Source organism: Xanthomonas floridensis, assembly GCF_001642575.1.
Lineage (GTDB): Bacteria > Pseudomonadota > Gammaproteobacteria > Xanthomonadales > Xanthomonadaceae > Xanthomonas > Xanthomonas floridensis.
Genome location: NZ_LXNG01000023.1, coordinates 232208 through 255221 on the forward strand (window position 1 = coordinate 232208; position 23014 = coordinate 255221).

17 protein-coding genes are annotated in these 23014 nt (G+C 63.2%); 1 reads left to right on the forward strand and 16 read right to left on the reverse strand.

All coding sequences use genetic code 11. The annotated features are described in order from the left end of the window. Positions 1-175: 175 nt before the first annotated feature. The 14 genes from A7D17_RS14575 to acnD form a co-directional block, all read right to left on the reverse strand. Positions 176-751 carry a DUF4198 domain-containing protein gene (locus A7D17_RS14575; protein WP_239692202.1) on the reverse strand — a complete coding sequence of 192 codons (576 nt, stop codon included), beginning with the start codon at positions 749-751 and terminating at the stop codon, positions 176-178. After that, positions 729-1142 carry a DUF6795 domain-containing protein gene (locus tag A7D17_RS22975; protein ID WP_193395345.1) on the reverse strand — a complete coding sequence of 138 codons (414 nt, stop codon included), beginning with the start codon at positions 1140-1142 and terminating at the stop codon, positions 729-731. The genes A7D17_RS14575 and A7D17_RS22975 overlap by 23 nt, the downstream gene beginning before the upstream one ends. 474 nt (positions 1143-1616) lie before the next feature. After that, positions 1617-2522 (reverse strand): beta propeller repeat protein, encoded by a 906-nt coding sequence (locus A7D17_RS14580; protein ID WP_082862001.1) that lies wholly within the window; start codon positions 2520-2522, stop codon positions 1617-1619. A gap of 161 nt (positions 2523-2683) precedes the next feature. Next, positions 2684-2896 (reverse strand): hypothetical protein, encoded by a 213-nt coding sequence (locus tag A7D17_RS24680; protein WP_193395346.1) that lies wholly within the window; start codon positions 2894-2896, stop codon positions 2684-2686. 20 nt (positions 2897-2916) lie between these two features. Next, complete coding sequence (locus tag A7D17_RS14585; protein ID WP_193395347.1) at positions 2917-3618, reverse strand: hypothetical protein; 702 nt, start codon at positions 3616-3618, stop codon at positions 2917-2919. A 347-nt stretch (positions 3619-3965) separates the two neighbouring features. Next, the gene (locus tag A7D17_RS14590) at positions 3966-4922 is read right to left on the reverse strand and encodes a beta propeller repeat protein (protein ID WP_153041953.1); all 957 of its coding nucleotides are present in this window, start codon (positions 4920-4922) and stop codon (positions 3966-3968) included. Continuing rightward, the gene (locus tag A7D17_RS14595) at positions 4919-5155 is read right to left on the reverse strand and encodes a hypothetical protein (protein ID WP_193395348.1); all 237 of its coding nucleotides are present in this window, start codon (positions 5153-5155) and stop codon (positions 4919-4921) included. Before A7D17_RS14595 ends, A7D17_RS14590 begins: the two co-directional genes overlap by 4 nt. Positions 5156-5417: 262 nt before the next feature. Next, positions 5418-6314: a hypothetical protein gene (locus A7D17_RS14600; RefSeq protein WP_064509732.1), complete on the reverse strand. Its 897-nt coding sequence runs from the start codon at positions 6312-6314 to the stop codon at positions 5418-5420. 313 nt (positions 6315-6627) lie between these two features. Continuing rightward, on the reverse strand, positions 6628-11529 hold the full coding sequence (locus A7D17_RS14605) for an alpha-2-macroglobulin family protein (protein ID WP_193395349.1): 4902 nt from the start codon (positions 11527-11529) through the stop codon (positions 6628-6630). Between the two features lie 596 nt (positions 11530-12125). After that, a complete protein-coding gene (locus tag A7D17_RS14610; protein ID WP_064509792.1) occupies positions 12126-13109 on the reverse strand; it encodes a nucleoside hydrolase in 984 nt (327 codons plus the stop codon). Between the two features lie 107 nt (positions 13110-13216). Then, on the reverse strand, positions 13217-15433 hold the full coding sequence (locus A7D17_RS14615) for a TonB-dependent receptor (RefSeq protein WP_064509734.1): 2217 nt from the start codon (positions 15431-15433) through the stop codon (positions 13217-13219). A 583-nt stretch (positions 15434-16016) separates the two neighbouring features. Next, the gene (gene prpF, locus A7D17_RS14620; protein WP_064509735.1) at positions 16017-17204 is read right to left on the reverse strand and encodes a 2-methylaconitate cis-trans isomerase PrpF; all 1188 of its coding nucleotides are present in this window, start codon (positions 17202-17204) and stop codon (positions 16017-16019) included. A 111-nt stretch (positions 17205-17315) separates the two neighbouring features. Continuing rightward, positions 17316-17873, reverse strand: a complete 558-nt coding sequence (locus A7D17_RS14625; protein WP_064509736.1) for a hypothetical protein — start codon at positions 17871-17873, stop codon at positions 17316-17318. Positions 17874-17881: 8 nt separating this feature from the next. After that, positions 17882-20476: a Fe/S-dependent 2-methylisocitrate dehydratase AcnD gene (acnD, locus tag A7D17_RS14630; RefSeq protein WP_064509737.1), complete on the reverse strand. Its 2595-nt coding sequence runs from the start codon at positions 20474-20476 to the stop codon at positions 17882-17884. A gap of 32 nt (positions 20477-20508) precedes the next feature. Between acnD and A7D17_RS24465 the strand changes: the two genes are divergently transcribed. Continuing rightward, entirely contained in the window at positions 20509-20754 is a 246-nt protein-coding gene (locus A7D17_RS24465; RefSeq protein ID WP_064509738.1) for a hypothetical protein, read from the forward strand. Positions 20755-20777: 23 nt separating this feature from the next. Here A7D17_RS24465 and prpC read toward each other — a convergent pair whose 3' ends face one another. Further along, entirely contained in the window at positions 20778-21932 is a 1155-nt protein-coding gene (gene prpC, locus A7D17_RS14640; protein ID WP_064509739.1) for a bifunctional 2-methylcitrate synthase/citrate synthase, read from the reverse strand. A gap of 75 nt (positions 21933-22007) precedes the next feature. After that, positions 22008-22904, reverse strand: a complete 897-nt coding sequence (gene prpB, locus A7D17_RS14645; RefSeq protein ID WP_064509740.1) for a methylisocitrate lyase — start codon at positions 22902-22904, stop codon at positions 22008-22010. Positions 22905-23014 lie beyond the last annotated feature (110 nt).

Consider the following 23014-nt stretch of genomic DNA (forward strand, 5'->3'; position numbering starts at 1 on the left):
TGTACGAAAGCACGCCACCGTAGCCGCCAAAAATGACCCTTGCGTGTCGCGCGCATCGCACCGAGAAGACAACGCGAAGCAGTTGCGCCATCAGCGAAGCGATGAGCCGACGATCGCAGAAAACCCGATTTCCCGGTTGCGGGAGGTGGCTCGCCCCTTCGGAAGCAGGGATACGCTACCGAAGCACGCAGATACCAAACGTTTCCGTCTCGGGGTTGGCGACTGGCTCGCCACTCAATTCACAGACAAAGTTCAGGGGCCGCCCACGCACCTCACCATGGTTGCTGTAATTGTGTTTGGTGAATACCCATCCCTTGTGCTCCTTGCCCTGGTATCGCAGCGTGATGCGCTGGCCGATGACCGGCTCATGCGGCACGAATCGTGCCAACCACGACGTTGCAGTAATGGCTCGAAATTGAAAGCGGCCTTGCGCATCGGTCTTGACGGAATGCGTCTGGCGCTCGTTGCTCCAGTGCCAGTGATATTCCTGCTCGATGTCCACACCCTCGACCGGCTCACCATCGAGCAGCACGCTGCCCTGAACTTCCGAAAACAGGTAGAGGACTTTTGAAAAAGCCATGGCATTACCTTGAAAGAATAAGCAGGCAAGCAGCAGCCCGATGAAGATGGGCAATTTTCGATTGACGATCATGTCACTGCCAACTGAGGCCAATATATGGCGAGAGGCGACCGGATCCGCATCTGCTGGATCTGCCGCGGCTGTCGCGTCAACGCTCTGACTGTCGAACACAGATACCGAAACTCCCGATGTCAACGCGCGGCCCAGGCGCGTCTGCAAGATCGCACTGCAGGCGCATTGGCGAATGACCAAACTCACCCTTGTCATCATAATTATGCTTTGAATGAAACCATCCTTGATGGGATCGGCCAGCGTGCCGAATCCTCAGGTATTGCACGATCACCGGTTCGTGCGGCAACAACTGGGCGGTCAATGATCTACCGGTGACTGTCGGAAAATGAAACTGCCCGTTTTGACCCGTGCGTGTTGTCGAGCTCTGGCGCTGATTTCCCCACCGCCACGTGTACTCGCGCTCCACCTCTGCACCTGCGACCGGCCGACCGTTGAGCAGCACGACACCCTCGACCTCGGAGAAGAGATAAAGCGTCTTGAAAAAGGCCATGGCGGGTCCTTGCAAACAGAGTCCAAGCGCAGTCGGCATCCAGCAGATCGTACGTCTGTAGCAGCGCATATCGGCACTGGCATTCAGAAAGATGGCGGCTGTCGTCAGTCGATAGCTACCAAGACCTTGCCGTCATCGGTCAAAACGGATTTGGCACCTCATGGCGCTGTACCCATTGGCTGCACTCGGGTGATGATAGCCGATTGAGGCCTCCACCCCAATCTTCGTCGATCAGCCGTTGACGCGTAACGTGTCGATGCGGATGGAAGAACGCCGCGGTACCGGCAAGATCCCACGGACGGCGTTGAAGCAGGCAGCACGCCTGACACTGCGCACCTAATGTTCGCTTTGCCCCTCGCGCCCGCCATTGCAATCACTCAGGAAAGCGATCCAAAGGGGGAGCGCCTGTCAGTGGTGATCACCACGCATCCGCTGTGGATTTTTTGCCGGTCCCCCGAGAGGTCATGGGAAGCCTCAAACAACGCGACCCCACGTTTCGCCATCAAATGCCAGGATGTCGGTTTCACCAATGGACCAAAGCACTCCATCTGCGCTACTCAGCGTATGACAGCTCGCTGGAAAAACGTCGCCAAAGTCCACCAGCTCTAGCTGCTGATCGCGCAACTTGTAGACAGCATGGAGGGTGGAGACGTAGAGGATTCCGTTGAACCATTCAAGATCAAAAAAATCCAGCTCCGTCGCGCCATGATAGAGGGTCTCCCAGTGATGAGCTTTTCCTCTCAACAATGTGCCATCCATGCCGCATGCATACACCCAGCCGTCACCGGCACAGCAGACCCCTGTCAGATTGGCTGTAGTGGGGCTGCGGCAGCTCGTCCAGGCGGCTCCATCGAAGTGCCAGATCTCGCCATGCCAACCGACAGCAGTGAGATCGCCTTCGCTGAACCCGTGGATGGACTCGAAGCCGAACACCAAATCCTGGGCAGCCTGACTGGGCATGTCGCCGTGTAGTGCCAACCAGCAACCCGGGCTACTTCGCTTGAACACCTGGCGATCCATACCACAGACATAGGCGAAGCCCCCAATATTCCGTATCTCACGCATGGTGCTCAGCACGACACCAGGGCAGACGATCTCTTCGTCGTAGTCATCGGCATTCCCCATCACCCGGACAGTCCCGTGTTCGCCCAACGCTAGCGCCTGTTCCTTTGGCAATTGTGCAACGCAGATCGAATGCGCATTCCAGCGACCGATATCGAACATGCACCAGTCCCCCTCATCCAGCGCATAGAACGCGGTGTGGGGCAGCTTTTCGCTGGCCAAGCCCGGATCGATGCATAGGACGTAGCTCAGATCGTTGTAGCGGACCGCACCGCCTCGGAAACGGTAGCCGATCTGTTTGAAATCGAAGTCAGTCACTTACGTGCGTCCTTTGCAGATGCCATGGTCCGCGACCGAGTGTACCCACCGCGCGGGCATCATCAGCATGGAAAGGCAAGATAATGAGGAGAGCAGCGCATCCGGGTCACGATCGCAGACCATGGCAGCAGCGGCATGCCCTACTCGGTGCCACAGACACATCACGGGGTGACATCCACCCACGTCTGGCCGTCTTCGGTCCAGGTCACATGTTTGGGGCCGCACGACCACAGCACGCCATCGTTGGCATGCAGATGCCGACAGCTGGGCTTGGGCGACAACCGCATATCCACCTCGACCAATCGACCCGTGTTGTCAAGCTTGAACAGGCCGCGATCGCACGCCACATACAGTTCCTGTTGAAACCACTCCATGCCCCACAAGTCATCTGTTGTCACGTCCTGCGCGATGGTCTTCCAACCACCGCCAGTGTTTCGCAACAGAACTCCCTGTTGTCCGCAAGCAAAAACGAGGTCCTCACGTACGACTTTGACCTTGTGCAATACCAGGGTGGTGGGCTGTCTTGCTGCAGCCACTGTCCATTGCTGCATTTCCATATTTCGCCATTGAAGCCAACGGCGTAGATAAGCGTCTCGTTCATGCCGCCGATGGAGTTGAAGCCGCACAACTGGATCTGGCCACGAGCCAGAACCATTCCATCATCCTGTCGTGTCCAGTTACCGGCCTGCTCTCTGCGGTAGACCTGGCGCCCCATGCCCGCCACATAGGCGGTACCGCCTATGATTTGCAGATCCCGGATCGGACCACGCCTTGCAGGCCCATCCGCTGACGTATCGACAGCCTCCTCGGTTGGGCCCGCCAGTGTACTGACCGACACCAGTCCATCCGCGCCGACCGCTAGCACCATGACTTCAGGATCCTCAGGCGCGCTGAGTTGGATAGCCTGCCAGTCGAGATTGAACGAAAACCATCGACCCTGGGACCTATCCCATTTCAGCAGTTTTGATTTAGTAGAACCGCGCTCAGTGAGAAAGTCGATCTGCGCGATAACCCGACCGACATTGCGATTCTGCATGTAGGCAGAAGAAAAGGTGTAATCGTTCGACATAAAAAAATGGCCCCGTTGAATTGACATCGATGCACTGCCATTGGCGCTACCAAGATGTCACTGCGCAAATTTTTCTCATTTCACTTCTCGTAACGAATCATCACCTTCGGTCACTGCCCACTGAATTCCCGCTAATTTCCGCGCAGAAGGCAACGCCACTTCTTCCAGTGCTGCCAGTGTCCAGCTGCAACGAGTTGGTGCCATCGATCGGCGAGGATGCACTTTGAAGACAGAAGGGAACAGCGCCGCTCTCTTCAGGAAAAAGCAGAACAAGCTGGACCAGACCTTCCGTGTCATTTACCCGGATCCCACCGAACTGCGTAACTTGCATCGTCGTCGGTCAGGCAGCGCACCGGAACCACCGGGTTCAGTGTTCAGTTCTCCGGACAGGGATGGGCCCGCCACTGCGAACCGTCAAAGGACAACACACCCTCATTCCCCACGCACCACAGTGCCTCGGCGCACGCACCGAGGCCATGAAAGGTCAACGCTCCAGGCAGGGGCACATCGACCACTGAAAGCACATCGTTAGCGAAGCACAACAGATCGCTGCCACAGGCCAGATAGAGCGTGCCCTGGAATTCGCAGGCGCGCGCCATCACCAGGTGACCGAACGCGCTACCACTGAGATCCGCCCAGCCGTGATGACGACTCCCTCTGAACAGCACGCCCCCCGAGCCAGCCAGATAGATCAAACCATCGCTATGCCGATGAACCACGTAGAGCGGCAGCCGAGTCGGGCTATCGAGGCGGGTCCACTCCACCCCATCCCAGTGCCATAACGCGCCACCATCGCCCGCCGCATAGATATCGTTCGCGGCCGCACCGTCCAGCGCATTGAGACTTGATGTCACCTGATCAACCATCGACTCGTAGACACCCTGATCCATCCGCACCCAGCCGCCAGGTGTACGACGCAGCACCTGGCCTTGGGTACCACAGGCGTAGAGCTGCCCGTCGATGTCTCGCAGCGCCTTCAAGTAGCTGTTGGCGAGTGGTAGTTGTTCGTCGCAGAAGGCCTGTCCTGAGGGGTGGGTGCGCAGCATGCCCTGGCGACCCAGCAGACAGTAGACTTCTCGCTCGCAGATGCCACGCGTGGACTGGCGAACGCAATCCTGGGTGATGTCTTCGAGGTCGTACAGGTGATACCAGCGACCTTCGGCGATCATCATGGCGCGACTGACATTAGGCTCACTGTCTTGACAGTACAAAAGCCCGCTCAGCAACGCGCGCTCTGCCGAGATGGCGATGACGTGTTTGAAATACAAGGCAGTCTGTTTAGGAGTCATTGCAAGGTGCGCGTTGTCGTTGCCTGGATCGATCTGCGTCACAGTGTCACCTCGATCCACTGCCTGCCGTTGGCGGTCCAGGTCACATGCTTTGGCCCGCACGACCACAGCACGCCATCGTTGGCATGCAGATGCCGACAGCTGGGATTGGGTGAAAGATGCATGTCCACTACTTCGACCAGACGGTTCTCGCCGTCCAGCGTAAACAACCCGCGATCGCACGCCAAGTACAGCGTGTCCTGAAACCATTCCATGCCCAAGAAATGTGAGTTCACCGTCCATGGAGTGATTCCTTCTGCGAATTGGTCATCCGGGCACCGCATTGCCAAAGCGATGGGCGAACGTATCCCGACTGAGACGGATGGTAGCCCTGGTCCTGCAACAGCAGCCCTTGACAGTGGCGGTGCTTGAGGCCAGGCGTCACCGATGTTTACCCGCAACACGTGCGCCATGGCAGTCCGATGCGCTGCCGTATTGCGGTCGATGCAACGATTCGACCCTGCACACCTGGGCGCGACGTGCGGGATCGCGATGTCATCACTCCACGCGCCTCCATGTGCAGCCATCAAAGGCCAAGATGTCGTTCTCGCCGATGGACCAGAGCAAACCATCGGCACTACTGATGCTGTAACACGTGATGGGGGCCGCATCACCAACATCGACCAGCTCGAGCCGGTCATCGTGCAACCAGTACAAAGCGTATCGGGTGGCCACATACAAGCGGCCGCCGAACCACTCCAGATCCCACAGATCCGCGTCAGTGGCTGCCTGGCAGATGATCTCCCATCGATCGTGCTTACCGCGCAGTAGCATTCCCTGCATTCCGCAGGCATACACCCAGCCATCTTCCGCGCAGCAGACCCGGGTAAGGTTGATGGCGGTGGGACTGGCGCAGCGCGTCCAGGCAGCACCATCGAAATGCCAGATTTCGCCATGCCAGCCCACGGTATAGACATCTGCCTCGCTGTAGCCGTGAATGGACTCGAACCCGAACACCATGTCCTTGGCCGGCTGGCTCGGCATGTCGCCGTGCAGCGCAATCCAGTTGCCTGGACTTTCCCGCTTGAAGACCTGGCGATCCATTCCGCAGACGTAGGCAAAACCGCCGACATTGCGGATCTCTCGCATGACGCTGAGCGATACGCCAGGGCAGGCGATCTGCTCGTCATAGTCGTCGTTGTTGCCCATCACGTGCACGGTGCCATGCTCGCCTATCGCGATCGCCTGGTCTTTGGGGCGTTGGGTGACACAGATCGAGTGGGCGTTCCAGCGACCTATCTCATACATCCCCCATCCGCCGTCATCCCAGGCGTAGAAGGCGGTGTGCGGCAGGCCGTCTGCCTCCAGGTCGGGATCGATACACAGCACGTAAGCGAGGTCGCCATAGCGCACGGCTCCGTTGCGGTAGCGATAGCCGATGTCCTTGAACAGCATGATGTGGTCCCCCTCTAGATCATTTGGCATTTCACATGCCTACGCCCCACGCGCGGGATGCAGTGCGATCCGGGTCGCCCGAATCGCCGCTGCTGGCTCCGCTTCTTCTGCACAACGACGGGCTTGCCGCCCGCTTCACCAACCGGCGCAAGGACAGGGAGGACCCACGCCCCGCACCGGATCCGATACGGGACAACGCTCCATCGTGCCGCAGGCATCCCGTACCACCGCGCGATCGCGCAGACAGATGCGCTATCTCCCGTCTCCTTAGTGGCACACGTCCGCGCTCTCGAGGACGTGTGCCATAGGCGCGTCAGGGCTGCACCACCGTGATGGTGGATGGCGTGGTGTGCCCCACCCCACGCAGCTCCGGCCGGTACATGTCTTCCACCAACGACGGCGGCACGGTGTAGGTGCCCGGCGTGACTGCACGTACCAGGTAGTACACCTGGGCCTTGCTGCCCCTGGAGAGTGCCAGCGCGGCCACGTAGCGGTCGTCGCGGAACTCTTCGTGCTTGATGTCGGCGGCGCTGGAGCGCTCGCTGATGCCGATGCCGTCCACCACCACGTCGGCCCATTGCTTGGCATCGCCGAGGTTGAAATTCTCGATTTCCAGGCCGGCCGGCAATAGATCGGTGAGCAATGCATCGGGCATCGATTCGTTGGCGGTGATGGTGACGCGCACGATCAGCGCCTCGCCTTCCTTCAACGCGCGCGGCGTCCACGGCTTGCCATCGGTGGTGTACCAGCTGCGCTCCACGCTGAGGTGGCGCGTATCTGCTTCCGGTGCGCTGCGCGGGATGCCGGCCACTTCCAGGCTGGCGTACATCGGCGCCTCGCCCTGCGGTGCGAACTGCACACCCCGTGCGAGCGCGGCGCTGTCGAAGCTGCGCCCGAACACACGTGCCGGAGCGATCTGCTGGGCGTCGCCGCCGACGGTCAGCGTGCCGGACACCTGCTTGCCCTGCCCCACCATCAAGGCCTTGCCCAGGCGCGCCAGGGCGACCTGTTCCTGCGTGCTCAACCACAGTGGGCCACCGGCGCGGCGTGCATCCAGCGCGCGACCCAGCGCCACCGCGCGGGTGTCGTACTCGGGCTTGGACAGGCCACGTTCGTGCAGCAGAGCCATCATCAAGGCATCGTCGCGGATTGCACTGCCGTAGTCGCCGAAATACGGAGGCCGCTCGGAACTGTCCTTGGCGAAGCCAGCCTTGATCGCCGCTTCGCCCCGCTTGGTGTCACCCTGCAGCGACAGCGCCGCCCCCAGGTGTACCAGTGACAAGCCGGTGAGCGCCTTGTCGCGCTGGTTGTCGTACAGCGCGCGCAGCGTGCCCAGCGGAGCACGATTGACACGTGCCAGCACGTAACCGGACCAGGCCTGGTTGGCGAACTTCAGATTGTCGCGGCGGTCCTGCCCATAGAACTCATTGCCGCCGGAGAGCAGATCTTCGCTCAGGCGATTGAGCGCCTTCTGCAACACGTTGTCGGGCACCGTGAAACCGGCGTCCTTGGCGTCGAGCAGGAACTCGGCGATGTACGGCGTCAGCGCCGGATTGACATAGCCGTCGTCGCCCCACATCGAAAAATGCCCGCTGGCGATCTGCATCGATGCCAGCCGCCCGAACGCGCCTTCCATGCGTTCACGGCGCTTGGCCGCATCGAGCCCCTGGGTACCCAGGGCCTTGGCGGTGGCGTCGTCGAGCAACAGCGCCGCATAGCCCTTGCTGGTGGTCTGCTCGGCGCACCCATACGGATACTCCAGCGCGCCCTGCAGCGCGCTGGCGAACGGAATCGGCGGCAGTGGGCTGACCACCATGCGCGCAGTGACCGAGCCGGCCATCAGGCCATCGGCAAAGCTGCTGTCCAGGGTGATCGGGGCCAGCGGGTCGAGCACGCGCGTCTGCGCACGCAGCACCTGCGGCCAGCCGGCACGCACCGGCAACTCGTAGCTGCGGTCGGCCTTGAAGCCGTTGCCGTCCACGCGCACGCGCACCTTGGCCACGCTATAGCCTTCGGTGGCGGTGAGCGGGAAGCTCAGCGTCTGCTTGGCATCGGTGGCCAGCTTGATGCTGCGCGCCGCCTCGGCAATCGCCAACGGGCCGATGCCATCCACGCGTACAGTGAACTCGCCCGGCTTGCCGGTGAAGTTCTGCACGTCCAGCGTCACCGTGCTGCGGTCGCCCGGCGCCATCACGCGCGGCATGCTGGCCTCGGCCAGGATCGGCGCACGCACGATGGTTTCCATATCGCGGTTGCCATAACGCGTGTCCGAATACACCAGCGCCGACACCCGCAACGTGCCATTGAAATCCGGCACCGGCAGTTGCACGCGCGCATTGCCACGGGCGTCGAGTTTCACCGAGCCGGAGAACAGGTCCACGGTCTGCACGCGCGCAGTGGGGCGCTTGGCCTGCGGCAGCGCTTCCAGTGCCATGTCGCCACCGAACTTGAGCTTGCCGCTGGCGCCTTCAAAGCTTTCGATCACCCGCCCGTAGATATCGTAGGCATCGGTACCAAGGCGCCGCTGCGCGAAGAACTGCGCGTTGGCATCAGGCACCGGGAAGCGGGTGATGTTGAGGATGCCCACGTCCACCGCCGAGATGGTCACGTGTGCGGCCTTGCCTGCCAGCTCGGGCACGCTCACCGTCACCGGCAATGGCTGCTCCGGGCGCATCTGCTTGGGCGCAGACAGACCCACGGCCACGCGGCGGCTCTTGCGTTCCATCGGCACGAACGCCACGCCCACGGCGCGTGCGGGCGTGATCTTGCTGGGAGCGGTGCCGCCGCGGAACACCAGAGCGGTGACGTAGACATCGTGGCGTTCCCAGCTTTCCGTCACCGGAATCTCGAACGTGCTGCCCGGCTTGACGTCGATATCCTGCACGTACAGCAGCTTGTCGCTTTCCACCAGCAGCACGCCCTTGCCGGCATGCGGCGGGGTCAGGGTCACCTTGAGCGTGTCGCCAGCGCGGTAGCCGGTCTTGTCCAGGGCCAGCTTGACCTTGTCCGGGCGGGCGTCCAGACCGCGATTTTCGTCGTTCCAGCTCCAGCCGGCGCGGAACGGGTAGCGCGTGGTCAACCCGGTGGCCGGGTCGAACACATCCAGGCGGTACTCGCCCCATTCCACCGGGAAATCGAGCTTGGCGTTGCCGCCGGCCACGTCGATGGTGCGCGTGTCCTTGTTCTCGAAGCGGCGGGTGAAATCGTAATCCCAATGGTCGTCGGTGTAGTTCCAGTGGTAGTCGCGCAGCTCGCGCACCAGCGTGGCCTTCAGGCCCTTGGCCGGCTGCGGCTTGCCATCGGCATCCACACGGGTGATCTCGAAGCGCGCGTTGGCGTTGGCATCGGCGCCATCGGCGTCGTCGAACAACGGACGCACGCCGACCAGCGCCTTGGCCGGCCACAGCACGCGCTTGAGCGTACGGGTGACGGTACGCCCGCCGGTTTCGTACACGCTGCCGGAGACCACCGCGGCAATCGGACTGACCGGCTTGGCCTCGGCCGGCAGCGCGATGTCTTCGCGCAGGATGCCATCACCGGCGAACTCGGTGTCGATCACGTCCTTGGCTTCGCGCGGCAGCTCCAGCGTGGGGTCGCCGAAGAACCAGCCCGGCAACGACTCCAGCGGGTGCTGCTCCACGCTCACCGCCAGCTTGGCGGTGAAGCGGTTGCCATCGGCCGGCGCGCCGTACAGATACGCGGCATTGGCGACCAGCTTGAAGGGCTGGCCGGCGCTCAAGGTCTTCTGCGTGCTGTCCAGGTCCAGCTTCATGCGCTCGGGCAGGAACTCTTCCACGCGCACGGTCATGCCCTGCACGGCGTCCTTGCTGGCCGGGTCGGTGCGGAACTCCACCTGCCAGCGGCCGGTCGGCGCATCGGCGGGAATCTGCTGGGTGAACTCGAAATAGCCTTGTTCGCCGGGTTGCAGCTTGGTTTCGCGGAAGGTCTTGCCGTCCGGCTGCTTGAGGCGCAGGAACACCGGCTGAGGCTTGGTGGGCTTGCCGTCGTTATCGCGCAGGATCGCCGACACGCGCATGGTCTCGCCGGGGCGGTACAGGTCGCGCCCGGCCCAGGCGAATACGTCGAACCACGCACTCTGCCGCCCGGCCACCGCAAATTCGCTCAGATCCAGCGCCGGCTGGTTGAACGGCAGCATGGACAGATCGGTCTTGCTGCGCGCCACCAGCACATGGCCGGCATCCAGCGTGTAGTTGAGCAGCGCATTGCCGTTGCCGTCGGTAGCGCCCTTGAGAAACAGCTCGCCCTTGGCATCCAGGATGCGGATTTCCACGTTCTTGATCGCCTCACCGCTCTGCAGCGAGGCGGTGTGTACGAACAGCTTGTCCTTGTAGGCGCGCGTATGCAGGCCGATGTCGCTGACGGTGAAAAACGCGGTATCGAATTCGTTGCCGAAGCTGCCGGCGCGCTTCATCACCGCAAAGTACAGACCCGGCTCCTGCAGTTGCTTGATGTCCTGCGTGGGCAGGTAGGTCAGCACCCGCTCGTTCTGCTTGCCACCCAGAATGAAACGATTGACGTAGACAGGGTCGGCCAGCTTGGACAACGGCTGCTTGCCGCTGTACTCGCTCTCCAGCTCCCAGCTGCCGCGGCGCCCGCCGCGCTGGAACTGCTGGAAGAACGCCGGCAGCGATTTCTCGCGCACGCGCAGGAATTCCACGTCCACTTCCGGCACGTTGACCGACACCACCGGCAGGCCGCGGCTTTCGCGCGCCGGCAGCACGCTGCCCTGCGAGGCGAACCCAGCCACCGGCTGCAACTGACCGGTATAGACCTTCTGCTTGAGCGGCTTGCCCAGCCGGCTACCGTCGGCCGCCAGCAGGTTGGCGTCGATCAGCACCGTGTAGTCCTTTGCGGCCTCGACATACGGATAGCGCAGGGTCTTGCCGTCGTCGGACAGCGACCAGCTGCTGTCGCCGGTGCCGACCTTTTCCTCAAAACGCACCAGCGCATCGAAATCCTGCGTGCCGACCAGCGGCCGTGAGAATTCCAGTGCCAGCGATACGCCATCGCTGGTCTGATCGGGATAGGCGCGCGCCAGCGCAAAGCCGGTGATGGCCTGCGTGTCGCCCTTGATCGCCTCGCCGCTGGCGGTAGGCAGCTGCCCGCTCTCGTTGCGTTTGCAGGCCACCGCGCCGATCGCCACGGCCAGCAACACCACCCACAGCAGCATGCGCCGCGTGCCCGACCACTTCATCCCTGATTCCCGGCTGTCCATTCGCACTACCCCATGACTGAGGACGCAAGTATAGCGATGCCGTTCACCTCACCGATGGTGGCATGGGGCGACGCAGGGACTTTGCCGATGGGCGGCGATGACGCGCCACTGGGCAAGCGCTGCGAAGGCGCCGGCGCGCCCGACCGGCGGTGAGCGCCGTGGTTCGACGCCGGTCCATGGCAGGCCGCTGAGTTGCGGCTTGGCTGCAGGGCCCTTGCCCGCCCACCATCCCGGGACACGCCGCAAGTACGTCCTTGTAGGCTCTTACGCGGCATCCATGCCGCGTAAGGTCCCGCGACGGTGGGCGGGCAAGGACCAGTCAAGATGGTCGGTGTGCATTGCTTTCAACAAAGTAACCGACTCACTCTCTGGTGCGGTGTCCTCGCCGATTGCGGGACCGTGTGGCGGCATGGATGCCGCCACCGAGCCTACAAGGACGTACTTGCGGCGTGTCCCGCGAGCGGTGAGGGCATCGCGCGCACGATCAACCAGGCTTTTGACTGCATCCCAAAGTGCGGCCAATAAAACCAGCGCTCGCCATCAAGCGGGCGCTCACCACATGTTGACAGCCACTCCTAGCGCAACTGCAGCACCGTGCGCATGTACAGGCCAATCAACGCCGGCTTGTCCGCACGCAGGCAGGCCTGCACGTTCGGCGTGCCTGCGCCTTCGCGGGTGTAGCCCTGCGCGTCGACGTCCAGATGCAGCGGCGTGGCCGGGCACAGGTCGGGGCGCAGCAGCCAGGCCACCGGCACTGCGTCGAACAGGGTGGGCGTGGCGCTGGCCCAGGGCTGGTCGATATTGCGCCACTGGTAATACAGCTGGGTAAGCGCATCGGTGAGCCCGTCGCCGTGCGCAAACAAGGCGATGCGCTCGGGTTCTTCCAGCGTGATCTGGGTGGCGTCCAAGGGCAGCAACACGATCGGCACGCCGGCCGCGAACACCCGCTGCGCCGCTGGCACATCGGCCAGGATGTTGTACTCCGGCGCCGGCGCGCTGGCCGGACGATAGGCCGACTTGCCATAGCCGACGCGTACCGACCCGCCCATCGCCACGATGCGCTTGAGCTTGGCAAAGCCGGCCGGGTCACGCTGCTGTGCCACTGCGGCGTCGGTCATCGGCCCCAATACCAGCAAGGTCACCTTGCCAGGGTGCAGGCGTGCCTGTTGCAGGATCATCGCCGCCGCATCCGGCAGCTTGCCGGGCAACTGTCCCCTGGCGGCCCAGCGCGCCTGGCTGAAGGGGATCGCGCTGGTGGTACGTGCGCCCACCGCCAACGGAATCTCGCTGCGCCCGGCCTGCTGCAACAGGCGCTGCAGCAACTGCGCACGCAAACCGGTGTCGCCCCAGGCCGATGCGATGCCCAGCACATGCAGCTGCGGGCTCCGCAACAGCAGCCCGAGCGCAAACGCATCGTCGATGTCGTCGCCGATATCGGTGGAGACCACCAGCAACTCGGAGGACGTCGACGTAGACGTGGGCATTGGCGCCGGCTGCGCCGCAGTGGCAGCAGGCGTCTGCGCCCATGCCACTGCCGACGTACCCCATAGTCCCAGCATCCACCACATGTTTCGCCATATCCGCTGCATGCATCCACTCCTGCAACCATAAAAAAAACCGCCGGCATGTTGGCCGGCGGTTCGATACTGCTACACCACAACGCCGATCAGAAATTGGCGCGGAACTGCGCACCGACAATGCGCGGGTCGTTGATGAAGCCGGTGAGGTTGTTGAAGTCGATCGCACCGGTCACCCGGATCTGGTTGGTGCAGTTGCGGCAGAACACCGACAACTCGTACGCGCCCGCGCCCCAGTTGTAGCCGATCTTGGCGCCGCCCTCGACCAGCGGCTGGCCGGTGAATTCCCTGGAGTCGTACAGGAAGAAATTCACTTCGCTGCGGTAGGACCAGTCGGTGTAGAAGAACAGCTCGCCATCGTTGCCCATCGGGATGCCATAACGCAGCGTGGCGTTGGCCATCCACTTGGAGGCCTGCGGCAGGTCGTTACCGTCGATCAGCGCGCGGCCGGCCGCATTGAGCGGGTCGGTCACGGTGCAGGTGCGGCACACGCCTACCGACAGGGCCGGGTCGTCGATGCGGGTCCAGTTGTAGGCGCCGCCTGCGGTCACGCGCAGGTTCTGGGTGAGCAGCGCCTCGAAATCGAACTCGGCACCGCGCGCCTTGGTCTTGTCGGCATTGAGCAGGCGCACGTCGTTGGACGCGCCACCTACCGCGGTGAGCTGCTGATTCTTCACGCGGAAGTCGTAGATGTCGAAGCTCAGGCGCGCACGGTTGTCGAACAGGTCCGACTTGATGCCGATCTCGAACGAATCCACCGTTTCCGGCTCGGCCACGGTCAGCGGCGCGGTGCCCGAGGGCACGCCAAAGCTGGCGCCACGGAAGCCACTTGCGGCACGTGCGTACACGTTGACGTCGTCGTTGATCGAGAACGTGGCCGCCAGATCGCCGGTGACCTTGGAGTTGTCGGTCTGCCCGCTGGACGGCTCCACCAGCGTGACGCGGTCCAGCGCCAGCACGTCGAAGGTCTTCTTGTCGTAGGTGTAGCGGATGCCGGCGCGCAGGTTCAGGCGGTCGGTGGCCGCGTAGTTCAACGAACCGAACGCCGCCCACGAGGTGTTGCGCTGGCGGGTCAGCTGGTAGCTGGCCAGGTCGCCGCCACTGAAGGTGTTGTAGGTGTAGTTTTCGCCTTCCACATCGTCGTGGAAGTAGTACAGGCCGGCCTGCCAGTTGAGCGGGCCTTCGTACTGCGATTCGGCACGCAGTTCCTGGCTGTACTGGTCCAGGCTCTTGATGCCACCGGCCGTCTCCACCGGGAACGGAATTGCGCCCGGGCCGGACGGCGGTGCGAACACCGCGCCGAAGCCGCCGTCGATATCGCCGCGGCTGTAGTACTTGCCGATGCCTTCATAGGCGGTGATCGAGTGCAGCGCGATGTCGCCCAGGTCCCAGGTCAGATTGGCGCTGCCGCCATAGGTCTGCAGTTCCTGGGTGTTGGCGCCGTCGATGAAGGATTTCTCCGCATCGAAGCCGTCCACCAGCTGGTTGGTACCGGGCTGGATGATGTTGGCGCGGAACAGCCGCGCGGTGCCGTCCAGATGGCGCGCGTGCGCATTGAACAAGGCGCTGAAATCGTCACTGGCCTGGTACAGCAACTGCAGACGCACCGCCGAGTCGGTATAGCCTTCCAGATCGCGGCCGTCGCGGTTTTCCACCCAGTCGTCGCGGCGCTGGCCCAAGGTGGACAGGCGCGCTGCCCAGTGGTCGCCCATCGCGATGCTCAGGCCGCTTTCCAGCGTCATGGTGCCGTAGGTGCCGTACGACAGGCTGGCGTAACCGTCATTGGCGCCGATGGTCGGCTTGACCGAGTTGAACTTGACCACGCCGGCCGGCGTATTGCGGCCGAACAAGGTGCCCTGCGGGCCGCGCAACACTTCCAGGCCTTCCAGATCGAAGATCGGGAAGCCCTTCAGGAAGGCGTTTTCCTGCACCACGTCGTCATAGATCAATGACACCGGCTGCGAAGCATAGGTGTTGAAATCGGTGTTGCCGTAGCCGCGGATGTACACGCGCGGGAACACGCGGCCGTTGGACGATTCGATGTTCAGGCTGGGCGCCTTGCCCGCCAGCACGCGGATGTCCGAGCCGCTGGTGGAGATGGCATCCAGAAATTCCGGACGCAGCACGCTGGCCGACACCGGCACATCCTTGGAATCTTCCGAACGACGTTCAACCGTGACCTTGACCGCATCCAGACGCACGACACCGTCGTCGCCAGAGGCCTGCTGCGCGGCAGCGTGGAACGGGAGGAAAGACGCGACGGCAACGGCAAGCGCGCTGATCTTGAGCGACCGGCTGGCTGACATGGGAAGACTCCGAATTCTGGTGGCGGGGCGGCTGCCTGGCCTGCATGCCGCGGTGCAACAGAATTAACACGATTTACACAAATATGGCAGAGCCCGTACGAAAAAGTTTCCAGAATTCGCAAGAGCGTTCGAATTAATGCAACACACCCATGCAATCTGTGCGTCAGGACGGGGTCAGTCTCCCAATGTGGGCTCAAGCGACGTCTTCTGCATGGTGCTCCTGGCGCCGACAACGTCGGTCATGCAAGCGGTCGCCAGGGGCCTGCGCGGCGGGCACTGGCTTCCCGCGGGAAACCCTGGTGAACGGAAGAACGGCAGCGATTTTGGAGGGGCGCGATCCGGGGGCCATCGCCTGACAACGCTGGTCTGAAGCCGGCTCGCAGCGCAGGCGCATCGCGGGCGGCATTCACCGCGGCCCAGCTGGCGAGCCATCGGTTCTGTCCGTCAGCGGCAGATCACCCCTGCCGGCGGCGCACTGCCAGGTGCCTTGGCGATGCCAACCGCTGCCCAGACAACGACGTGTGGAAGACGAGCACATGCGGCAAGCGAGCGCCTGGATCGGCAACGGGCGGCCGCCGCTCATTCACTCCGGCACGGGCACCCGCACCCAGCCTTCCATCAGCACCCGCGCACTGCGGCTCATCAGCGCCTTGGTGACCTGCCATTGCCCATCGACCTGTGTTGCCTCGGCCCCCACCCGCAAGGTGCCTGACGGATGCCCGAACCGCACGGCCGAGCGCGCAGCGCCGCCGGCCGCCAGATTGACCAGCGTACCCGGCACGGCCGCGGCAGTGCCGATGGCTACCGCCGCGGTGCCCATCATCGCGTGATGCAGCTTGCCCATCGACATCGCCCGTACCAGCAGATCGATCTCGGCCGCCTGTACCGGTTTACCACTGGAGGCGATGTAGTCCGCAGGCGGTGCAACGAACGCCACCTTGGGCGTGTGCTGGCGCGTGGCCGCATCTTCCAGCCGCGCGATCAAACCCATGCGTACCGCACCGTGTGCACGCAAGGTCTCGAACATGCTCAGGGCACGCGGGTCGCCATTGATGGCGTCCTGCAGTTCGGTGCCGGTGTACCCCAGATCGCGCGCATTGACGAAGATGGTCGGAATGCCGGCGTTGATCAGCGTTGCATCGAGCCGGCCAAGGCCGGGAATGTCCAGCTGGTCGACAAGATTGCCAGTGGGAAACATCGCCCCTCCCTCGCCTTCGGCATCGTCGGCCGGGTCAAGGAACTCCAGCTGCACCTCGGCCGCCGGAAAGGTTACCCCGTCCAACTCGAAGTCGCCGGTTTCCTGCACCTGACCATCGGTCATCGGCACATGCGCCACAATGGTCTTGCCGATGTTGGCCTGCCAGATCCGCACCGTTGCCACGCCATCGCGCGGCAGCTTTGCGGCATCGACCAGGCCGTTGGCAATCGCAAACGGCCCCACCGCCGCCGACAGGTTGCCGCAGTTGCCACTCCAGTCCACGAACGCACTGTCGATGGACACCTGCCCGAACAGATAGTCCACATCATGATCCGGCCGCGCGCTGGTGGAGACGATCACGCTCTTGCTGGTGCTGGAAGTCGCCCCGCCCATGCCATCGATCTGCTTGCCATAGGGATCGGGGCTGCCGATCACCCGTAGCAACAGCGCATCGCGTGCAGCACCGGGCTGCTGTGCGGCTGCGGGCAAATCCTGCAAACGGAAGAATACGCCCTTGCTGGTGCCGCCGCGCAGGTAGGTGGCGGGGATGCGAAGTTGGGGAGCGAATGCCATGAAGGTTCCTTGGAAAACAACGTGCGGACGTACTGGAAATTTTGCGTAGCGCATCGATACGATATGGCAATGCGTCACCGTGAAAATCTCGAACATGCAATCCTGCGCAGATCAGAACGGCAAGTGCGCCTGGCCAGGCAGGAGGCCCCCGGGCCGCAACTGCCAACATGCGATGGGTGCAGAGTGATACGGCCGCCCACCGCCTTCGACCAATAGCACTTCGGTAGCGTGCCACGTGATGGGCACAATGGGCTGCGTCACCTTGCGCGGCGCCGCATCGCTAATCGTTGCGTGCGGCGTATGCCCGCTCGCAACGTGAAAGCCTTCGGCACGTAGCGCTGCTGCGATAGCAGCCTGTACCGCAATGAAGGCAGATGGAGTGCCCTCTGCCCGAAATGCCCAATGCACCTGGTCTGTTCCGCGGTTGGTAATCCGGTTCAAGCAAAACGTGACTGCCTGGGCATCGAGGCGATCACCCGCGCGTAGCATGGCCGCACGCGCAGCAGGCCCTTCGAACCGATCCGAGACCGACTGACGCCAGTTGCCAGGATCGAAATAGGCATCGCCAAGCTTTGCATCAGGGCGGTGTGCAGCCACGGCACCGACCATGACGTCAAGCACCTGCGGTGGCGGCTTGAGCATGAAGATCAATCGCGAAGAGTCGGCCATGATGCTGCCTATGCCGCCTTGCTTGCCTCAAGAAAATCCTGCGCAAACCGCTGCAGCACACCACCGGCTTCGTAGATCGAGACTTCCTCTGCGGTATCCAGCCGGCAGATCACCGGCACCTGCAGCTGCTCGCCGTTGCGCCTACGGATCGAGAGCGTCAGCGTCGCGCCCGGCGTGCGCTCACCCATGACATCGAATGTTTCGCTGCCGTCGATACCCAGGCTCTTGCGGTCGGTTCCAGGTTTGAATTCCAGCGGCAGCACGCCCATGCCGATCAGGTTGGTGCGGTGAATCCGCTCGAAGCCTTCGGCCACGATCGCTTGCACGCCTGCCAGCCGCACGCCCTTGGCCGCCCAGTCGCGCGAGGAGCCCTGCCCGTAGTCGGCGCCGGCAATGATGATCAAGGGTTGCTTGCGCGTCATGTAGGTTTCGATCGCCTCCCACATCCGCACGACCTGTCCTTCAGGCTCCAGACGCGCCAGTGAGCCGGCGGTAACCTGCCCATCGACCACGGCCATTTCGTTGACCAGCTTCGGGTTGGCAAAGGTGGCGCGTTGCGCGGTGAGGTGATCACCGCGATGGGTGGCATAGGAATTGAAGTCTTCCTCCGGCACGCCCATCTGCGCCAGATATTCGCCCGCCGCACTGCTGGCCAGGATTGCATTCGATGGCGAGAGATGATCGGTGGTGATGTTGTCGCCCAGCACCGCCAGCGGCCGCATGCCGCGCAGGGTGCGTGCACCGGCCAGCGCGCCCTCCCAGTATGGCGGGCGGCGAATATAGGTACTTTGCGGGCGCCAGTCGTATAGCGGGCTCACGCGGAGCCCCTGCCCCACGCTGCGCTTGAACATCGGGTCGTACACGCTGCGGAAATGCTCCGGCTTGACGCTGCGCGCCACCACCGCATCGATCTCCGCATCGCTGGGCCACAAATCCTTCAGCGTCACCGGCATCCCGTCCGCATCGATGCCGAGGACATCCTTCTCGATATCGAAGCGAACCGTGCCGGCGATGGCGTAGGCAATCACCAACGGCGGCGAAGCGAGAAACGCCTGCTTGGCATATGGATGGATGCGCCCGTCGAAATTGCGGTTGCCCGACAACACCGCGGTGGCATACAAATCGCGGTCGATGATCTCCTTCTGGATCGCAGGATCCAGCGCGCCGCTCATGCCATTACAGGTGGTGCAGGCGAACGCCACGATGCCGAAGCCCAGCTGCTCCAGCTCACTCAGCAGGCCGGCCTCTTCCAGATACAGCTGCACCGCTTTGGACCCCGGCGCCAGCGAGCTCTTGACCCACGGCTTGCGGGTCAGGCCGCGCGCATTGGCGTTGCGCGCCAGCAGACCGGCGGCGATGACGTTGCGCGGGTTGGAGGTGTTGGTGCAGGAGGTGATCGCGGCGATGATCACCGCGCCATCGGGCATCTGCCCAGGTACCTCGTCCCATTGCCCCGCAATGCCGCGTTGCGCCAATTCCGTGGTCGCCACGCGCTTGTGCGGGTTGGAGGGCCCGGCCATGTTGCGCACCACGCTGGACAGATCGAACTGCAGCACGCGCTCGTAGTGCGCGGTCGCCAGGTCGTCCGCCCACAGGCCGGTGTGGCGTGCGTACGTTTCCACCAGCGCCACTTGCGCATCGTCGCGACCGGTCAGGCGCAGGTAGTCGATGGTCTGCTGGTCGATGTAGAACATCGCCGCGGTGGCACCAAATTCCGGCGTCATGTTGGAAATGGTGGCGCGGTCGCCGATGGTCAGCGCACTGGCGCCGGTGCCGAAGAACTCCAGGTACGCCCCCACCACGCGCTGCTGGCGCAGGAACTCGGTCAACGCCAGCACGATGTCGGTGGCGGTGATGCCCGGCGCCGGCCGGCCGGTCAACTCCACGCCGATGATGTCAGGCAGGCGCATCCACGAGGCGCGCCCCAGCATCACGTTCTCCGCTTCCAGCCCGCCCACGCCCACTGCGATCACGCCCAGGGCATCCACATGCGGGGTGTGGCTGTCGGTGCCCACGCAGGTATCCGGAAACGCCACGCCGTCCAGTGTGTAGATCACCGGCGACATCTTCTCCAGATTGATCTGGTGCATGATCCCGTTGCCAGGCGGAATCACTTCCATATTCTCGAACGCACGCTTGGTCCATTCGATGAAATGGAAGCGATCGGCATTGCGGCGATCTTCCACGTCGCGGTTCTTGGAAAACGCCTGCTTGTCGAATCCCGCGTATTCCACCGCCAACGAGTGGTCCACGATCAGCTGCACCGGCACCACCGGGTTGACCTGGGCCGGGTCGCCGCCTTGTTCGGCAATGGCATCGCGCAGGCCGGCCAGGTCCACCAGCGCGGTCTGGCCAAGGATGTCGTGGCAGACCACACGCGCCGGAAACCACGGAAAATCCAGCTCGCGCTTGCGCTCGATCATCTGGCGCAGGTAGGCATCCAGCATCTGCGGTTCGGCGCGGCGCACCAGATTTTCCGCGTGCACGCGCGCGGTGTACGGCAATGCCGCATACGCGCCGGGCTGCAACGCATCGATGGCAGCGCGTGCATCGAAGTACTCCAACGACGTGCCCGGCAGGGGCTTGCGGTACTGGCTATTCATGGCTGGCGATATCACAAAGCGGGCGGGGTCTGGTGCTGGTGCTGGTGCTGGTGCTGGTGCTGGTGCTGGTGCTGTTACTGGTGCTGTTACTGGTGCTGTTACTGGTGCCGTTACTGGTGCTATTGCTGGTGCTGGTGCTGGTGCTGGTGCTGGTGCTGCTGGTGCTGCTGCTGGTGCTGGTGCTGGTGCTGGTGCTGCTGGCCTTACTATTCATCACATACTGCTCGCCACGCTCCCTTCTCCCGCGACGCGGGAGAAGGTGCCCGAAGGGCGGATGAGGGCCGCTCGCACGCAGCAACTTTCAGGAGCGCTGATCCAGCGGCACGAACACCTGATCCTCCGGGCCGGTGTAATTTGCAGAAGGCCGAATGATCTTGCCGTCCACGCGTTGCTCGATGATGTGTGCACTCCAACCAGCCGTACGCGCCAGCACGAACAACGGGGTGAACATCGCCGTCGGCACGCCCATCATGTGGTAGCTCACCGCACTGAACCAGTCCAGGTTCGGGAACATCTTCTTGATGTCCCACATCACGCTTTCCAAGCGTTCGGCGATGTCGTACATCTTGCGGCTGCCCTGCTCATCGGAGAGCTCGCGCGCCACGTCCTTGATCACCTTGTTGCGCGGGTCGGACACCGTGTACACCGGATGCCCGAAGCCGATCACCACTTCCTTTCGCTCCACCCGCGCCTTGATGTCGGCCTCGGCATCGTCCGGCGTGTCGTAGCGCTTCTGCACGTCGAACGCCACTTCATTGGCGCCGCCATGCTTGGGACCACGCAGCGCGCCGATACCACCGGCGATGGCGCTGTACATGTCGCTGCCGGTGCCGGCAATCACGCGGCAAGCAAAGGTGGATGCATTGAACTCGTGCTCTGCATACAGGATCAGGCTGGTGTGCATCGCGCGCACCCACGAATCCTTTGGCGCAAACCCGTGCAGCAAATGCAGGAAATGCCCACCGATCGAATCGTCATCGGTCTCCAGTTCGATGCGCTTGCCGTTGTGGCTGTAGTGATACCAGTACAGCAGCATCGAACCCAGCGACGCCATCAGCTTGTCGGCGATGTCGCGCGCGCCCGGATGATTGTGGTCGTCCTTTTCCGGCTGCAGGCAGCCCAGCACCGACACGCCGGTGCGCATCACATCCATCGGATGCGCCGACGGCGGCAATTGTTCCAGCGCCGTCTTCACTGCCGCCGGCACGCCACGCAGCGAACGCAGCTTGGCCTTGTAGCCGCGCAGTTCGCCGCTGTTGGGCAACTTGCCGTGCACCAGCAGGTAGGCAATTTCCTCGAACTCGCTGGTGGTGGCCAGGTCGAGAATGTCGTAACCACGGTAGTGCAGGTCGTTGCCGCTGCGGCCCACGGTGCACAGGGCGGTATTACCGGCAGCCGTGCCGGACAGGGCAACGGATTTCTTCGGCTTGAAGCCGGGAATGGCGGTGTCGTTCATGCGATGAGCTCCCAAACGGTGGCGTGTTGCGATGTCACGGACGAAGTGAAGGAATCGGTGCGCGGCAACGCGCGATCATGCGCCTTTGCGTGCGAACAACGCATCCAGCCGCTGCTCGTAATCGTGATAGCCGATGCGCTCGTACAGTTCCTCGCGCGTCTGCATGCTTTCCAGCACGGCCTGTTGATGCCCATCGCGACGGATTGCGGTATAGACCGCCTCGGCCGCCTTGTTGGCCGCACGGAAGGCCGACAACGGAAACAGCTGGATCGCAACACCGGCCTGCGCGAGCTGGTCGCGGGTGAACAACGGCGTCTTGCCGAACTCGGTGATGTTGGCCAGCACCGGCACCTTCACCGCATCCACGAAGCGCGTATACGTCTCCAGATCGTAGGCGGCCTCGGCAAAGATGCCGTCCGCACCGGCTTCCACGCAGGCGATGGCGCGCTCGATGGCTGCATCCACGCCTTCCATCTGGATCGCGTCGGTGCGCGCAATCAGGAAGAACGCCGGATCGGTCTTGGCATCGGCCGCCGCCTTGACCCGGTCCACCATCTCGCCCTGGCTGACGATCTCCTTGCCTGGCCGGTGCCCGCAGCGCTTGGCGCCCACCTGGTCTTCGATATGGCAGCCGGCCGCACCGGCCTTGATCAAGGACTTGATGGTGCGTTCGATGTTGAACGCGCTCGGCCCGAAGCCGGTGTCCACGTCAACCAACAGCGGCAACGCGCAGACGTCGGTGATGCGACGCACATCGATCAGCACGTCCTCCAGCGTATTGATGCCCAGGTCCGGCAACCCGAGCGAACCCGCTGCCACGCCGCCGCCGGACAGGTAGATGGCCTGATAGCCGGCACGCTGGGCCAGCAGCGCATGGTTGGCATTGATCGCGCCAATGACCTGCAGCGGCGACTCGGCATCCAGCGCTGCGCGAAAACGGGTGCCGGCGGTGGCGGTGGGCGAAGACGTCATGGCGATTCCTGCGGTGAGATGGGGGATTAGGCGCAAACGCCGTGCCAACGGCAAGTGGTTGATTTTACTATCACGCACAGTCCGAAATGTTGCGTAAGCGCAACAACCGG

What these genes read in the sequence shown, in the direction of transcription:
- A7D17_RS22975 (WP_193395345.1), bottom strand. Translation starts at nt 1,142, where the DNA reads ATGGCCTTTTTCAAGACGCTTTATCTCTTCTCCGAGGTCGAGGGTGTC.
- A7D17_RS24680 (WP_193395346.1), bottom strand. Translation starts at nt 2,896, where the DNA reads ATGGAGTGGTTTCAACAGGAACTGTATGTGGCGTGCGATCGCGGCCTG.
- A7D17_RS14585 (WP_193395347.1), bottom strand. Translation starts at nt 3,618, where the DNA reads ATGTCAATTCAACGGGGCCATTTTTTTATGTCGAACGATTACACCTTT.
- A7D17_RS14600 (WP_064509732.1), bottom strand. Translation starts at nt 6,314, where the DNA reads ATGCTGTTCAAGGACATCGGCTATCGCTACCGCAACGGAGCCGTGCGC.
- A7D17_RS14605 (WP_193395349.1), bottom strand. Translation starts at nt 11,529, where the DNA reads ATGAAGTGGTCGGGCACGCGGCGCATGCTGCTGTGGGTGGTGTTGCTG.
- A7D17_RS14610 (WP_064509792.1), bottom strand. Translation starts at nt 13,109, where the DNA reads ATGCTGGGACTATGGGGTACGTCGGCAGTGGCATGGGCGCAGACGCCT.
- A7D17_RS14615 (WP_064509734.1), bottom strand. Translation starts at nt 15,433, where the DNA reads ATGTCAGCCAGCCGGTCGCTCAAGATCAGCGCGCTTGCCGTTGCCGTC.
- prpF (WP_064509735.1), bottom strand. Translation starts at nt 17,204, where the DNA reads ATGGCATTCGCTCCCCAACTTCGCATCCCCGCCACCTACCTGCGCGGC.
- A7D17_RS14625 (WP_064509736.1), bottom strand. Translation starts at nt 17,873, where the DNA reads ATGGCCGACTCTTCGCGATTGATCTTCATGCTCAAGCCGCCACCGCAG.
- acnD (WP_064509737.1), bottom strand. Translation starts at nt 20,476, where the DNA reads ATGAATAGCCAGTACCGCAAGCCCCTGCCGGGCACGTCGTTGGAGTAC.
- prpC (WP_064509739.1), bottom strand. Translation starts at nt 21,932, where the DNA reads ATGAACGACACCGCCATTCCCGGCTTCAAGCCGAAGAAATCCGTTGCC.
- prpB (WP_064509740.1), bottom strand. Translation starts at nt 22,904, where the DNA reads ATGACGTCTTCGCCCACCGCCACCGCCGGCACCCGTTTTCGCGCAGCG.